At 28.7% G+C, this 15,330-nt stretch carries 15 protein-coding genes; 5 read left to right on the forward strand and 10 right to left on the reverse strand.

Annotated elements, in window-relative coordinates:
* The first annotated feature begins 24 nt into the window (after positions 1–24).
* Complete coding sequence (gene hdcC / locus HF850_RS10820; RefSeq protein WP_169105455.1) at positions 25–1,485, forward strand: histidine-histamine antiporter; 1,461 nt, start codon at positions 25–27, stop codon at positions 1,483–1,485.
* 135 nt (positions 1,486–1,620) lie between these two features.
* On the opposite strand, the gene HF850_RS10825 is transcribed toward hdcC, so the two are convergent.
* From HF850_RS10825 to nadA, 4 genes are all read right to left on the reverse strand, one after another.
* Positions 1,621–2,955, reverse strand: coding sequence for a CoA-disulfide reductase (locus HF850_RS10825; protein WP_169105456.1), 1,335 nt, complete (start codon positions 2,953–2,955; stop codon positions 1,621–1,623).
* Positions 2,956–3,125: 170 nt separating this feature from the next.
* Positions 3,126–3,962 carry a carboxylating nicotinate-nucleotide diphosphorylase gene (gene nadC, locus HF850_RS10830; RefSeq protein ID WP_169105457.1) on the reverse strand — a complete coding sequence of 279 codons (837 nt, stop codon included), beginning with the start codon at positions 3,960–3,962 and terminating at the stop codon, positions 3,126–3,128.
* Complete coding sequence (locus HF850_RS10835; RefSeq protein ID WP_169105458.1) at positions 3,940–5,247, reverse strand: L-aspartate oxidase; 1,308 nt, start codon at positions 5,245–5,247, stop codon at positions 3,940–3,942. Before HF850_RS10835 ends, nadC begins: the two co-directional genes overlap by 23 nt.
* Positions 5,247–6,158: a quinolinate synthase NadA gene (gene nadA, locus HF850_RS10840; RefSeq protein ID WP_347564429.1), complete on the reverse strand. Its 912-nt coding sequence runs from the start codon at positions 6,156–6,158 to the stop codon at positions 5,247–5,249. The genes HF850_RS10835 and nadA overlap by 1 nt, the downstream gene beginning before the upstream one ends.
* A gap of 205 nt (positions 6,159–6,363) precedes the next feature.
* On the opposite strand from nadA, the gene HF850_RS10845 reads away from it, so the two are divergent.
* The 3 genes from HF850_RS10845 to HF850_RS10855 all read left to right on the forward strand — a co-directional run bounded on the left by HF850_RS10845 (position 6,364) and on the right by HF850_RS10855 (position 8,302).
* On the forward strand, positions 6,364–6,732 hold the full coding sequence (locus tag HF850_RS10845) for a GntR family transcriptional regulator (protein ID WP_169105460.1): 369 nt from the start codon (positions 6,364–6,366) through the stop codon (positions 6,730–6,732).
* A gap of 68 nt (positions 6,733–6,800) precedes the next feature.
* On the forward strand, positions 6,801–7,505 hold the full coding sequence (locus tag HF850_RS10850; RefSeq protein WP_243159471.1) for an ABC transporter ATP-binding protein: 705 nt from the start codon (positions 6,801–6,803) through the stop codon (positions 7,503–7,505).
* Entirely contained in the window at positions 7,499–8,302 is an 804-nt protein-coding gene (locus HF850_RS10855; RefSeq protein ID WP_169105462.1) for an ABC transporter permease, read from the forward strand. The genes HF850_RS10850 and HF850_RS10855 overlap by 7 nt, the downstream gene beginning before the upstream one ends.
* A gap of 113 nt (positions 8,303–8,415) precedes the next feature.
* On the opposite strand, the gene HF850_RS10860 is transcribed toward HF850_RS10855, so the two are convergent.
* Both HF850_RS10860 and deoC read right to left on the reverse strand, forming a co-directional pair.
* Entirely contained in the window at positions 8,416–9,684 is a 1,269-nt protein-coding gene (locus tag HF850_RS10860; RefSeq protein WP_169105463.1) for a methyl-accepting chemotaxis protein, read from the reverse strand.
* Positions 9,685–10,386: 702 nt separating this feature from the next.
* Complete coding sequence (deoC, locus tag HF850_RS10865) at positions 10,387–11,052, reverse strand: deoxyribose-phosphate aldolase (RefSeq protein WP_169105464.1); 666 nt, start codon at positions 11,050–11,052, stop codon at positions 10,387–10,389.
* 214 nt (positions 11,053–11,266) lie between these two features.
* Here deoC and HF850_RS10870 point away from each other — a divergent pair, with 214 nt between their 5' ends.
* The gene (locus HF850_RS10870; protein WP_169105465.1) at positions 11,267–12,052 is read left to right on the forward strand and encodes a DeoR/GlpR family DNA-binding transcription regulator; all 786 of its coding nucleotides are present in this window, start codon (positions 11,267–11,269) and stop codon (positions 12,050–12,052) included.
* A gap of 99 nt (positions 12,053–12,151) precedes the next feature.
* Here HF850_RS10870 and HF850_RS15830 read toward each other — a convergent pair whose 3' ends face one another.
* The 4 genes from HF850_RS15830 to brnQ form a co-directional block, all read right to left on the reverse strand.
* Positions 12,152–12,322 (reverse strand): hypothetical protein, encoded by a 171-nt coding sequence (locus HF850_RS15830; RefSeq protein WP_243159468.1) that lies wholly within the window; start codon positions 12,320–12,322, stop codon positions 12,152–12,154.
* Positions 12,323–12,367: 45 nt separating this feature from the next.
* Positions 12,368–13,009 carry a methyl-accepting chemotaxis protein gene (locus HF850_RS15835; protein WP_243159469.1) on the reverse strand — a complete coding sequence of 214 codons (642 nt, stop codon included), beginning with the start codon at positions 13,007–13,009 and terminating at the stop codon, positions 12,368–12,370.
* Between the two features lie 90 nt (positions 13,010–13,099).
* Positions 13,100–13,333, reverse strand: a complete 234-nt coding sequence (locus HF850_RS15840) for a hypothetical protein (protein ID WP_243159470.1) — start codon at positions 13,331–13,333, stop codon at positions 13,100–13,102.
* A gap of 320 nt (positions 13,334–13,653) precedes the next feature.
* Positions 13,654–15,000 carry a branched-chain amino acid transport system II carrier protein gene (gene brnQ / locus HF850_RS10880; protein WP_169105466.1) on the reverse strand — a complete coding sequence of 449 codons (1,347 nt, stop codon included), beginning with the start codon at positions 14,998–15,000 and terminating at the stop codon, positions 13,654–13,656.
* Positions 15,001–15,330: the final 330 nt, after the last annotated feature.

Raw genomic sequence — 15,330 nt, forward strand, 5'->3', positions numbered from 1 at the left:
TTATATAGAAAGGATAATTTTACTATGGAAAATGAAAAATCAAAAGCAGGAAAACTAGGGTTAATAGGACTTGTTGCACTTTGTATTAGTGCTATGGTTGGTACAGGTGTCTTTGATTTACCTAAAAATATGTCTGCTGGATCTGGGGTTACCGGTCAACTTATTGCTTGGGGTATTACTGGTATTGGCATCTGGTTTATTGTAAAAATGTTTGTTATCCTTAGTGATGTTAAATCAAATTTGACTGCTGGATTATATAAATATGCGGAGGTTGGTTTTGGACCATTTAGTGGCTTCTTTACTTCCTGGGCTTACTTTGTTTGCCAATGTGCTACAAATGCTGCATATGCAGTTTTAGTTATGAGTACATTGAATTACTTTTTCCCAGGAGTTTTTACTGGAGGAAATAACTGGCCCTCAGTTATTGGTGCTTCTATAATTACATGGTTAATCACCGCTTTAGTTCTTCAAGGAGTAAAAGTTTCAAGTGTAATTCAAAAAGTTGCTACAGCTTTCATGCTTTCAGTTATATTTGTGTTCTTAGCAACTGTTTTAATGCACTTCAACCTACATACTTTCACTGATAATTCAGCTGCTTATATAGCTATTCCAGCTTTAGATGATAAGCCTATGGGTAGTCTTATCCATCAAGTTATGAATACTATAGTTATTACATTATGGTTATTTGGAGGTGTCGAAGGTGCTGTTGTTATGTCTGATAAGGCAAAAGATGTAAAGCTAGTACCTAAAGCAACAGTTCTAGGTTTTATTATTTGTTTAGTCATGTATGCTAGTGTAGGAATATTTTCACTTGGCGTATATTCATATGGTGAATTAGCTAATATGACTTCACCATCTACTGCATATATTCTTATGAACTTATGGCATAGTACTATTGGACGTGATGTAATAACTATTGCACTATTATTTGCTGTTTTCTCAAGCTGGATTTCATGGATTGAAATGTTAGCTGAACTTCCTCAACATGCGGCCGCAGATGACGGATCATTTCCTAAGTCTTTTGCTAAAGTTTCTAAAAAAGGAGTTCCTGTGGTTTCAATTATTGTAGCAACTATTGTAATTGAAATAATTATTTTAATTTCTCATTTTGATAATAATGCATATCAAATGCTTTTAACTATTGTTGCTGTTATGACTATTCCGCCATATTTATTTTCTGCAATGTATCTCATTAAAATTAGCAAAAATAAGGATAGTAGTGACTTTACTGGAAATAAAAAGCACAGCAGAAATAAAGCATTAATAATTGGTATTCTTGCATTCATATATATTCTCTTTATGGCGTATTCAGCACAGATTAAATATACACTTATTTCGTTTATTTTCTATGCAATTGGAATTCCACTTTATATGATAGCTAGAAAACAAAATGGTAAAAAAATATTTAGTAAAGGCGAAGCTATATTTGCAGTTATAATTGTACTTGTTGCTCTTTATGGAATTTATTCTCTAGTTATGAGCTAAGTCTTCTTAACATATAGTAAATACCAACATTAAAATCATAATTCGAAAATAAATTCATATAAAATTATTAAATATAAAAAGCTCACTAGAAATTTATTCTAGTGAGCTTTTTATAAATACTATCTACTTCTATTTTTATTTACAAACATTTCCCGCTACATTTAATACATCCCATGTTCTTGCAAATGGAGGTGCATAACATAAATCAAGCATTCCAAGTTGTTTTGTAGTAAGTTTTCCAAATATACATGCAGCTAATACATTTACCCTTTGAACTGCTCCCTTATATCCTGCCACTTGACCACCTAATATTTCATAAGTATCTGCATTATAAATTAATTTTACATATATCTTATTTTGACCTGGATAATAATCTGTTTGATTCATATCAGTAATAAATGCTGTCTTATAGTTAACTCCAAGTGCTTTAGCCTTTTCTTCAGTGATTCCAGTTCTACCAGCTTCCATATCCATTACTTTTATACAGCTTGATGCTAATGAACCTTGGAATTCAGTATCCATTCCTGCTAAATTTTCACCTACTATACGTCCAAGTTTGTTAGCTCCTGTAGCTAGTGGAACATAACTTTGTTCATCCTGTACTATTTGATAAATAGTTGCACAGTCTCCTGCTGCATAAACATCTTCTATAGAAGTTCTTCCGTGATTATCTACAACTATAGCTCCATTTCTAAGCATTTCAATTCCTGAATCCTTTAAGAATTCTGTGTTAGGTCTAACTCCTGTAGCTATAATTACAACATCAGCTTCAACTTCACGATTATTTGTAACAACCTTTTCTACTTTACCGTCTCCAATTAATTCAGTTACAGTTTCTTGTACATAAAGATTAACATCATGTTTTCTTAATTCTTCTTCTAAAAGATCTGTAATTTCCTTATCAAAAACATCTTGAAGTATTCTATCCCCTAATTGGAATACTGATACTTCCTTACCATACTTCTTAGCTGCTTCAACTGCTTCAAGACCTATAAATCCTGCACCAATTATAGCAACCTTCTTGTTTTTTTCATTTTTCATAAGAGCTTTTAATGCATATCCATCTTGTAAGCTTTTTAATGTATGAACATTTTCTAAGTTTACATTCTTAATTGGTGGTATTATACTTCTAGCTCCTGTAGCTATCATTATTTTATCAAAGGAATCTTCAAAAACAGTATCTTCTTTTAAGTTCTTTACTGTAACCTTCTTGTTTTTAAAATCTACATTTGTTACCTCATGAAGAGTCTTAACGTCTACTCCTGATTTTATAAATGCTTCTGGAGTCCTTGCTATCATTCTTTCTGTATCTTCAAAGAAATCTCCTACAAAATAAGGAAGTCCACATGCACCAAATGATACTATATCTCCTTTTTCATATATAACAATTTCAGCATCCTTATGAAGTCTTCTAAGTTTAGCTGCAGCACTAGTACCAGCTGCAATTCCTCCAACTATTACTACTCTCATTATTTATCCTCCAATATTGTTCTTCTATTAAAATATGATTATTTATTTAATTTTTATCATTAGCTCTATTTATATTCTATGTTTATCCTAATACTAATTATTTTATTACCTTTTGTCAACATATCCTATCGTTTTAGTTGCATATAAATTTTTGTATAATTACCGAAAAACTATATAATCTTTAAATTTTTCATGCTTAAATCTAATATTTTTGCAGAATGAGTAAGTGCTCCTACAGAAATATAATCAACACCAATTTCAGCTATTGATTTTATATTTTTCAGTTCAACATTTCCTGAGAATTCAGTAAGTGCTCTATCACCAATCATTTCTACTGCTTTTTTTGCAGTTTCAAGATCCATATTATCAAGCATTATAATATCAGCTTTAGCCTCTAATGCTTCTTCAACCATTTCAAGGCTTTCTGTTTCAACTTCAATTTTTCTTACAAATGACGAATTTTCTTTTGCTAATTTTACTGCATTTTTTATTCCGCCAGCTGCACTTATATGATTATCCTTAAGCATAACACCATCTGATAAATTAATTCTATGATTACAGCCTCCCCCTACTTTTACACTATACTTTTCAAGTATTCTTAGATTAGGAGTAGTCTTTCTTGTATCTAAAAGCTTAGCCTTTGTATGGCTTATTTCATTTACAAATTTATTAGTTAAAGTAGCAATTCCACTCATTCTTTGAAGCAGATTAAGAGCTACCCTTTCCCCAATAAGGACATTTCTAGTGCTTCCTTTTAATTCACCTATTTTTTCTTTAGCACAAACTTTTTGCCCATCTTGTTTAAATAGCCTTACTTCAACATCTCCCAGTATTTCAAAAACTCTTTTAAACACATCTAACCCAGCTATTATTCCATCTTCTTTGCATAATAATTCAACTGTACATGTACTTTTTTCATCAATAATACATTCTGTTGAAATATCTCCATTAGGTATATCTTCAATAAGTGCATTTTTTATTATATTATCTACAACTAAGCAATTCATTATCAAGTTTCCCCCCAAGCTTCTCAATTGTATTTCTTGCTATATCTTCATTTTCTTTAACTAATTCTTCTAAAGATTTATTAATTTCATCTACTACTATTACTTTATTCTCTATATTATCAATTTTAGAATTTATTAAATTTGCACCTCTTCTTGAAAAAACAAGCCCTTCAAGAAGTGAATTACTTGCAAGTCTATTAGCTCCATGAATTCCTGTACAGCTTGCTTCTCCAACAGCATATAAATTTCTCATAGAAGTCTCCGCGTCTATATTTACTTTTATTCCACCCATAAAGAAATGCTGTGCTGGTGAAACTTTTATCTTTTCCTTAGTTATATCAGTTCCTCTTTCTAAGCAAGCTTGATATATAGAAGAAAATCTATTTTTTATATACTCTTCTCCTAAAAATCTTATATCTAAATAAACATAAGGTGTATTTGTCTCTTTAATCTGCTCATAAACTGCTTTTGAAACAACATCCCTTGGAAGAAGTTCATTAATAAATCTTTCACCATTTACATTAGTGAGCTTTCCACCTTCTCCTCTTAATGATTCAGATATTAAAAGTCTTCTGTTATCACTATTTTCTTCATAAAAAGCAGTAGGATGAATCTGAATATAATTTACATCCTTAAGCTCTACATCATGCTTTGCGCAAATAGCAAGTCCATCTCCTTTTAATATTCTCTGATTTGTAGAGTTATTAAATAATCCACCAATACCACCTGTGGCAAGTACTACAGATTTAGCATACACATTAATCTGAGTATTATCCTTAATAATTACGGCACCAATACACTCATTATCTTTTTCTATTAAATCTACAAAAAATGTATTTTCAAAAACAGTTATATTTTCAGCCTTTCTAACATTATTTATTAATGTTTTGGCTACACTTTCACCTGTATTATCCTTTGTATGAACTATTCTATTAATTCTGTGAGCCCCTTCTTTTGTATAGTTCCATGTACCATCTTCATTTTTATCAAGGTTTAAGCCTAATTTTTCTAAGTTTTTCACATTTTCTATTGATTCTTCAGCCAATACTGTTACAGCTTTTACATCATTTTTATACTGTCCAGCCTTTAATGTATCTTCTATAAAACCTGGAATATCTTCTTTATTTCTTGCTACTGAAATACCACCTTGAGCTAAATAAGTATTTGTAGTAGATATTTTATCTTTACATACTACAAGTACATTTAAGTCTTTTCTTAAATTTAATGCACAATAAAGGCCTGATATTCCAGACCCTACTATAATTATATCAACAAATTTATTCATTACTTATCACTTCCTAATTTATGCATGTTTTCTAAAGATCTTAATGCTTTCTTTCTAATTTCTTCATCCAATACAATTTCATATTCCATATTTAATAAGCAGTTATATAAATTTTCTAAAGTTGTCTTTTTCATATCCTGACAGCATACTCCATCTCCTGGAATTATAAATTTCTTATTTGGATTTCTTTTATTTAATTCATATAATATTCCTTCTTCAGTTGCCACTATATAAACTTGTCCATCATCCTTTGTTGCATAATCAATTATTCCGCTTGTACTTCCAATATAATCTGCCATATTACGTATTTCTTTAGTGCATTCAGGATGAACAAGAATCTTTGCATTTTTATACTCTTCTTTTGCCTTTAAAATATCTTCTGCACTGACTTTATTATGGCATCTACAAAATCCATCCCATAATATAAATTCTTTTTCTGGGAAAAATTCTGATATATATCCTCCTAAATTTTTATCAGGTAAGAATAAGATTTGTTTATTAGGTATATTCTTCATTATATTCATGGCACTTGATGAAGTTACAGCAACATCACAGCAAGCTTTTACTTCATAAGTTGAATTAATATAACATACAACAAATGCTTCTGGATATTTTTCCTTCATTTCTATTAATGCTTTTTTACTTGCCATATCAGCCATCGCACATCCAGCTGTGTTACAAGGCATAAGTACTGTTTTTTCTGGAGATAAGATTTTTGCACTTTCTGCCATAAATCTAACACCACAGAATACTATTACTTGTTCCTTACAATCTCTAGCTTTTTCACTTAGATAATAAGAATCTCCTACATAATCAGCTAACTCTTGAATTTCTCCTGGCTGATAATAATGTGCTAAAATTACAGCATTTTTTTCTTTCTTAATCTTAAGTATTTCTTCTTTTAAATTCATATTCATCTTTACATAGCACCCCACATCTTTTACAGGTGTATATACACCTTGTGGCTTATTATATCATCACTTACCTTTTTATTCAATAAAATATATTTTTTAACTCAAATAAAATATTTCAGTTTTTCCCTTGACTGTTATTTACAAAGACTGTATTATTGTATTAAAGACTTAATACAATAATACAAAGTAAAGGAGTGATATTATGTCATGGAATTTTACTGATGACAAACCTATATATCTACAGCTTATGGAACAAATTCAGCTGAGAATTATATGTGGCACCTATAAAGCTGGGGAAAAACTTCCTTCTGTGCGAGAGATTGCAAGCGAAGCTTCAGTAAATCCTAATACAATGCAAAAAGCTCTTACTGAATTAGAAAGAACCGGTCTTGTTTTTAGTCAAAGAACAAGTGGTAGATTCATTACGGAGGACACAAAAATGATTAAAAATATTAGAAATGATTTAGCCAAAGATACAATAAACTCTTTTTTTAAAAGCATGAAAAAGATGGGATACACTCAAGATGAAATACTTGAACTTGTTAAAAATATTTCTAAGGAGATGAAATAATGAATAATGATAATAATCAAATTTCTAGTAATGATAATTCAAAACCTGATTTCCCTATTTCTGATTGTTTGAATAATACCCCAATACTAGAATGTAAAAACTTAGTTAAACATTTTTCCAAAAAGCAAGCCTTAAAAGGAATTGATTTAAAAATTAATAGAGGTAGAATTGTAGGGCTTCTAGGACCTAATGGAAGTGGAAAAAGTACCTTGATAAAACTTGCAAATGGCCTTTTAACCCCTACAAGTGGTGAAATATTAATTGATGGTAAAGCTCCTGGTATACACTCTAAAGAAATAGTTTCTTACTTACCTGAGAGAACATATTTAAATAACTGGATGAAAGTTTCTGACATAATCAACTTCTTTAACGATTTCTATAAAAACTTCAATCCTAAGAAAGCATATGACATGTTAAGCAAATTAAATATAAATCCACAAGATAAGTTAAAAACAATGTCTAAAGGTACAAAAGAAAAAGTACAGCTTATACTGGTAATGAGCCGTGAAGCTGATTTATACCTTTTAGATGAACCTATTGCAGGGGTTGATCCTGCTGCCAGAGATTATATATTAAATACTATTTTAACTAATTATAATCCAAATGCCACAATAGTAATATCAACACATCTTATTTCAGATATAGAAAGAATTTTAGATGATGTTGTATTCATATCTTATGGTGAAATATTCTTAACTAAAAGCGTTGATGAAATACGTGAAGTTGAAGGAAAAAGTGTTGATGCTTTATTTAGGGAGGTATTTAAATGTTAAGAAAATTAATTAAATATGAATTCAAAGCAACAGGGAGAAACATTCTGCCTCTTTATGGTGGATTACTAATTCTTTCTGTAATATTAAGAATCTTCCATGATAATCCTAACTCTTTAGATGGCACCTTTAGTAGATTAGCTCTTATGTTGAGCATATTTGTATACGGATTCATTATGGCAGCTGTATTTATAGCTACCTTCTTTATAATAGTTCAGAGATATCACAAAAATCTTCTTGGCGATGAAGGATACTTAATGCATACATTACCTATTATGCCTTATAAGAATATTATCAGCAAATTAATTACATCTGGTGTATGGAGTATAGTAAGTTGCATTATTGCTGTACTTTCTATTTTCATATTGTTTGTAGATAAAAATTTTATTAATGCACTCTTTAACTTTTTTCTTCCAAATCTAAAAAATGCATTTAATGAATTAGGTGGAATAGCATATATAATTTTCTTAGAAATGATAATTTTAGGACTATTAGAATTAATACAGTTTATTCTTAAATTATATGCTTCAATATCACTTGGTCATTTATTCAATAATGCAAAAATTCTTTTATCTGTAGTAGCCTTTATAGCTCTTTGTATTTTAGAAGGATTTATTTCAAGTAACTTCTTTATTAGATTAAATGATGCTATGAATATTCCTTCACTAGTATTTATGTATGATTCTTTAAATAATTTAAGCTGGTTGCTTATAGCATGTATTGTAATCAAATTTATTTATTCATGTGTTTATTTCTTTATAACAAATTATTTATTAAAGAACAAATTAAATCTTGAATAGATAAAAAGAAATCCAGATAATTAAAACATTATACTGGATTTCTTTTTTTATTATTAAGTTCAAATCGTATTATATGACTAACTTAGAAATTTATATTTATTTACATTATATAATTATTTAAATTCGAATTTTGATACTTCATTATTCAAATCATTAACTGTATTCTTTAAATTATCAAATTGAATAACAAACGATTCAGCAGTAGATGAAACCTCTTCTGCCGAAGCAGTTACTTCTTCAGATCCAGCTGCTGTTTCTTCAAATATAGCAGAAAGATTCTCTACTTTATCCAAAACTTCATCTTTTAATGAATTTACTGATATTACTTCATCTCTTATAAATGTTATTTTATCAGTAAGCTCTTTTACTGAATTTGATATTCCATTAAAAACTTCACTCGATTGTTCTACAGCTTCTTCCTGACTTATTACAAGTTCAGTAGTTTCATTTACTTTTTCCACTGCATTTTGTGTTTTTTTCTTAATTGCATTTACTAAAAGTTCTATTTGTTTAGCAGACTTACCTGTTTCATCTGCAAGCTTAACTATTTCATCTGCTACAACAGCAAATCCTCTTCCACTTTCTCCTGCTCTTGCTGCTTCAATAGCTGCATTAAGTGCAAGAAGATTAGTTTGTGATGCAATATCACTTATAGCTGCATTCATATTGCTTATACTTTCAACACTTTCAGCAACATCATAAACAACAGCTTTTACTTCTTCTGAATTTAACTTTGTAACTGTAGATTTTTCTTTAATTAAATCTACCATCATATTTCCATGCATACTTAAATTATCAGTTTTCTTAGCTATTTCATCTGCACCTTGCGTCTCAGAATTTATATTATTCATTGAATTAGATAAATCAGTAATTCTTTCTGAAATTTCTTCTAAGTTTTGTGAACATTCAATATTTCCTTGAGATATCTGTGCTATAGTCTCTGAAACTTGATTTATTGAATCTGAAATCTGCCCACTCATCTTATAAGCCTCTTCTGAATTTTTATTTACAGACGTAATTGAATTATCAACATTCCCCATTAAAGCAGATATCTTTTCTAACATGTTATTAAAGTTTTCAGTTAACGAATAAAACTCATATGTAATAGGTTCTTCTTCTATTTCTGAATTAAGTTTTCCCTCAGAAGCTAACTGCATATGCTTATTTATATTATCAATAACATCACCTAGCTTAGTTTTAAATACATATGCTATAGCTATTGAAATTAACGCTATTATAGTTATACTAATAACATTAATTCTTATTATACTTAATATAGATGAATTTAAATCTTTTCTTGGTTCTTTAAGAATTATCTTCCAATCAAGAATAGAAGATGTTGTATAAACAACTTCATAATCTACAGAATCATAATTTATCATCATGCTTCCACTTTGATTATTTTTAATCTCATCCCAACCAGAATACTCTGCTGGCTCTTCTAATTTCTATAAACATCGTTCCATTATTCTTTTTCAAAATAATCGATGATATTAAAGCTGATAATATTAACGGTATTACTGATAACAGTGCTGTTGTTACCATTGATATAGTATTTAATTTGAATTTACGGCTTGTCCTAATTTTCAAACCTCTCTCTCCCTTCCTCTTATAACATTGTGTTCAGTCTCTTAAATATTAATCTTCTCCACCAAAAAAATATAAATAATAAGTTTTCTTAATAAATAATACCTTTAAAAAAGATTAATAGATAAAGTTGAAATAAATTATCATTCTTACCAGACATATAATATTGTTTTTATTTTATCAATATTACATAATTTCTCATTAAAAGGAATTATACACTAATTTTATTTATTTTTCTACCTTTTTTTCTATTTTTATATTTAATTCTTATATTTATCTATATTTTTTACAAAAACTAGATTATTTTTTAATATTATTCAAACTAATATAAAAATTCAATATTATCAATTTATTGTATTTAACAAGATATAAATTATTTTAAATAAATAAAAAAATATAGTTAATGGATAGAATTTTATATTCCAAATTCTTTTCCATTAACTACAATATTTATGACTATATTATTTACCTCTACATCTTCACAGATGTTAAATTAATTAATATCCTTGTGTTTCTTCACCTTTTAATAGTCCAACTGCTCTACTTGTTCCGATTCTGTCACAGCCTTCATTTATAAACATTTCAAGGTCTTCAACTGTACTTACTCCACCAGCCGCTTTAATTTTAACATTTGGTCCTATATGTTCTTTGAATAATTTAACGTCTGCAAGTGTAGCTCCACCAGTACCAAAGCCTGTAGAAGTTTTTATGTAATCTGCTCCTGCATCTGTTACACATTTACATACTTGAACCTTTTCATCTTCAGTTAAATAGCAAGTTTCAACAATAACTTTTAAGATCTTGTCTCCACATACTTCTTTTAAAGCTTTTATTTCTTCTGTAACTTTATCAAATAACTTATTCTTAACATCAGTAATGTTAATTACCATATCTATTTCATTAGCTCCATCTTCTAGAGCCTTCTTAGTTTCTGCTATCTTTCCTTCTGTTGTTGAATATCCTAAAGGGAATCCAACTACTGTACATATGTTAACTTTATCTTCATATGTTTCATTAATACGAGATATATAACATGCTGGAATACATATTGAAGCTGTCTTATACTCAATTGATTCTTCACATATTTTCTTTATATCTTCCCATGTTGCAACTGGTTGTAATAATGTGTGATCTACATGACTTAAAATATCTGCTTTGTTCATTTTACTACCTCACCGTAATTAATTTTATTGTTTATGTAATTATATTACATTCTACATGTTAAAATGTCAACACAAAATGTTAAAGTTCGAACATTTAATTTATTGACACATAAAATCAGTCAATGTAAAATAATTCTGATAAATTTATTTCTTAAATTAAAATATAAGTTTAATAGCTTATATAGTTTTTTATTGAAAGTGTGGTGATTAATATTTGAGCAAAAAATTACAGCGTGCAAATAAAATTATAGATATATTAAAAGAAAGAAATGGAGCTACTGTAAAAGAATTAGCTTCAATATTAAATGTTTCTGAAATGACTATAAGACGTGATCTTGAAGTATTAAAGTCTAATAATATTATCAATAATGTTTATGGTGCAGCTATATATAATCCTTCAAATAATATAGAAAAACTCGAATCATTTTATGATATTAATAGTGAAACCATTAAACAAGAAAATCAGAAATTATTAATTGGTAAAACTGCAGCTTTGCTCATTGAAGAAGATGATGTGATAATAATTGATACTGGAACTACAACAGAAAAGCTTGCAAGTTCAATAGATCCAAACTTAAAAATCAGTGCACTTATTTTTAATACTAATATTTTAAATGAATTAATTCAGAAAAAGAATATAAACTTAATTTTTTCTGGAGGCTACTTCCATCCAAATACTCAAATGTTTGAAAGTGCTGAAGGAATTTCATTAATAACAAAAACCCGTGCTACAAAAGTATTTGTTTCAGCATCTGGAGTGCATGAAACCTTAGGTGTTACTTGCTCTAATAGTTATGAAGTCTTAACAAAACAAGCCATTTTAAATTCATCATTAGAAAAAATACTTCTTGTAGATTCATCAAAATTTGGTACTGTAAAATCATCTTATTTTGCTGATTTAAATAACTTTAATACCATAATAACAGATGATGGCATAAGTGATGAATGGAAAGAAATCATTCATAATAAAGGCATAAAACTTATTATAGCCATGCTATAAAATAAATTAATAATCATATTTTATATAAAAAATTACTAGTATATTTTAGTTTTTATACTAGTAATTTTTTATTATATCTAACCTATTAAAATTTTAATATTACTGAATAGTGAATTTTCCTAATAACTCTTCTAATTTTTTAACAACTGAATTTAATTCTTCAGTTCCTCTTCCTACTTCATTAACTGAGTTAAGCTGTTCATGCACAGTCGCTGATACCTCTTCAGTTGCAGCTGCTGATTCTTCACATACAGCAATTATTCCATTCATTGAGCCAGATACTACTTCACTACTTTCATTAACATTTCCAATATTTTAAATTAACAATTCTACCTGATCAGCCATAAAATCAAAAGTATTCTGCATTTTTTCAAAGATACTCTTTGATACATTCATTGAATTATTCATTTCATCTAACGATATATTAGATTTATCCATGTTTTCTTTAGTGTTATTAATTTCAAGCCTTATTTCATTAATTATTTGGCTTATTTTTTGTGTTGCTTCAGCTGTCTGTTCTGATAAACCTCTTATTTCCTCAGCTACAACTCCAAATCCCTTTCCAGACTCCGCTGCTCTTGCTGCTTCAATAGCTGCATTAAGTGCTAAAAGATTTGTCTGCTCTGATATATCATCAATTGTAGATATTATACTTTCTATAACTACAGACTTTTCTGCTAAAAGATTAACATTTTTATTAGTCTTATTAGAAAGATTTCTTGTATCCTCAACTTTAATCATTAAATCTGTAATTGAACTTAAACCTTCTTTATTTTCATCTGTAGCTTTTCCAAACTCACTTTGGAATCCTTTTGTAATAGAAACCATTTTTTCTACATTATTATTTAGTTCATTTAATTTTTCTGCACCTAATTGCGCTTCTTGTGCCTGTTCACCAGCACCATTTGCTAATTCTACTACAGTATTATTAATTGACTCTGCAGATTCATTTAACATATATCTTTTTCAGTTGCAGTTATCACCATAATATTACCATTATATAATTTTGAATATGCAAGTACACGATTAACTTTATCAGCTTTATAATTAAAGTTTATTTACTTGTTTTGTAGACTCATTTCTCTCATAAATAACCTGATTTGCTTCATTAGTTAATTCAGGATTAATAAAAATGGCACATCCTAAAAATTTTTCATTATCATTTACTACCTTTTCTACAAATCCATCAAATGAGTTCAGATAATCTTTTGAGTAATTTTCATCATTACTAACTTTATTTAAATCTAATGTAGTTCCAATTAATGATTCTATATTTTCCACAAAATTTTTAGTAGAGATTAACCCTTCATTAATCTCCTTAGCATTAGTTCTTGCATATTTAAAAGATTATTTTCAGATTCATTTTTTTACCGTCCTTATACTCATAAAACTCGATATTCCAGTTATAAGAATTGAGGTAACTAAGCATGATATAATTATTGCTACAAGAATCTTATTTAACATAGTTAATTTATTATTCAAAATCAAAATAATCTATTTAAATGAATATGAACTATATTTAATTATTACTTCCTTTTATATATAAAAAACTGCTGCCATTTATGATGACAGCAATTTTTAACAGCTATTTATATAATATATCAAAATTCCCTTACAACATCTTGTTTTCTTTGTGCTTGCTTTCTACAAATAAAGTTTATTGCATATCCACATACTATACCTAAAACAGCTGGAACTATCCACCCTAATCCTTGTGAATAAAACGGTAATTTTGAAAAAGTACTTACAAAGAATCCAATAGTAATTCCTGCTTGATTTAATGCATCAACTACACTTACAACCCCTGTAAACAATATAGTGAAAGAATATACCATTTTATTTTCAGCAAAAAATTTATCAAACATAGCTAAAACTATAAGCATTATAGCTATTGGATATATTGCATTCAAAACAGGAACTGAAACAGCTAAAATTTTTGTAAGTCCCATATTAGCTAATATCATACTTGAAAGAGAAAGAATTCTCACCCATGCTTTATAACTTACCTTAGAAGTTAATGTTTCAAAATATTCACTACATGATGTTATAAGACCAACACATGTTGTAAGACATGCTACTGTGAAAATTACTGCTAAAAGTATTCCACCTGGTTTTCCAAATATATATGTCATAACATTATTTAAAGTCTGTGCACCATTTTCTGTTGCACCAAACCTTCCCCCACTTGTCGCTCCTAGATGACAAAGCATTGAATATACTACTATAAGTAATGTTCCAGCTATAAATCCAGCCTTTATTGATGATGAAACTACTGCTTTTTCTGAAGTTACTCCCTTTGATTTTATTGCAAAAGAAATTACTATCCCAAAGTTCAATGCAGCTATTGTATCCATTGTTAAATATCCCTCTAAAAATCCCTTTACAAATGCTCCTGACGAATATTCTGAAGTTGGAACACCATATCCTCCTAATGGCTTAAATATACTCGCTAAAAATACAAATCCTATAAGACTTAATAAAGTAGGTGTTAAAAATTTACCCATACGGTCTACTAATTTAGAAGGTGTAAGGCATAACCAATATGCTATCGAAAAAAATACTAAAGTATATAAAAATCTTGCAAGTACTGTACTTATATTTGTTTCAACTAAAAAAGGAGCTACAGCCATTTCAAAGGGTAAGCTTCCTGCCCTTGGAATTCCAAGACAAGGTCCTATTGATAAATATATCAACACTGTAAATATTCCTGCAAAAACTGGATTTACTCTACTAGCTAAATTTCTAAGTCCTCCAGATTTAGCAACTGCTATTACTCCTAAGATTGGGAACCCAATTGCTGTAATAAAGAAACCAAACATTGATATCCACACATTATATCCTGCTGATTGTCCTAAGAATGGTGGAAAAATTAAATTTCCAGCTCCAAAAAATAATGAAAAAAGCATTAAGCTTACTAATCTTAAATTTTTCTTTGATAATTTATCCATAATTAAAATCCTCCTAATTTTTCAATTAATGCCCTTTGCGGGTAATCTGTGATCAGGTAACAGTTAACAATTTTTCACTTCTACTTATTGCAATTAATATTTTCAAAAAAGTCTTTTTTACAGCCCTAGAATTCTCTTATTTTTTTCTACTATACTACTAAACTCCTCATACTAATTTAACTGCTGCTATTAACTGAATATTTAATATGTTAGGTTTATTATTCTAAAAAAGCACCTTGTTATTTTAGAGTAAATAGGGTTAATCATATTTCTTAACCCTTATATATCAAGGCTTCGAAAAGCCGAGATTTTTATATCACTCAAATTTCC

The organism is Clostridium sp. SM-530-WT-3G (assembly GCF_012843905.1).
GTDB lineage: Bacteria > Bacillota > Clostridia > Clostridiales > Clostridiaceae > Clostridium.

Excerpts from the sequence above, each read along its gene's own strand:
- brnQ (WP_169105466.1), bottom strand. The coding sequence starts at position 15,000 with ATGGATAAATTATCAAAGAAAAATTTAAGATTAGTAAGCTTAATGCTT.
- HF850_RS10855 (WP_169105462.1), top strand. The coding sequence starts at position 7,499 with ATGTTAAGAAAATTAATTAAATATGAATTCAAAGCAACAGGGAGAAAC.
- nadA (WP_347564429.1), bottom strand. The coding sequence starts at position 6,158 with ATGAATTTAAAAGAAGAAATACTTAAGATTAAGAAAGAAAAAAATGCT.
- HF850_RS10860 (WP_169105463.1), bottom strand. The coding sequence starts at position 9,684 with ATGATAAATTATGATTCTGTAGATTATGAAGTTGTTTATACAACATCT.
- HF850_RS10835 (WP_169105458.1), bottom strand. The coding sequence starts at position 5,247 with ATGAATAAATTTGTTGATATAATTATAGTAGGGTCTGGAATATCAGGC.
- HF850_RS10825 (WP_169105456.1), bottom strand. The coding sequence starts at position 2,955 with ATGAGAGTAGTAATAGTTGGAGGAATTGCAGCTGGTACTAGTGCTGCA.
- nadC (WP_169105457.1), bottom strand. The coding sequence starts at position 3,962 with ATGAATTGCTTAGTTGTAGATAATATAATAAAAAATGCACTTATTGAA.
- HF850_RS15835 (WP_243159469.1), bottom strand. The coding sequence starts at position 13,009 with ATGTTAAATGAATCTGCAGAGTCAATTAATAATACTGTAGTAGAATTA.
- HF850_RS15830 (WP_243159468.1), bottom strand. The coding sequence starts at position 12,322 with ATGAATGGAATAATTGCTGTATGTGAAGAATCAGCAGCTGCAACTGAA.
- deoC (WP_169105464.1), bottom strand. The coding sequence starts at position 11,052 with ATGAACAAAGCAGATATTTTAAGTCATGTAGATCACACATTATTACAA.
- hdcC (WP_169105455.1), top strand. The coding sequence starts at position 25 with ATGGAAAATGAAAAATCAAAAGCAGGAAAACTAGGGTTAATAGGACTT.
- HF850_RS10845 (WP_169105460.1), top strand. The coding sequence starts at position 6,364 with ATGTCATGGAATTTTACTGATGACAAACCTATATATCTACAGCTTATG.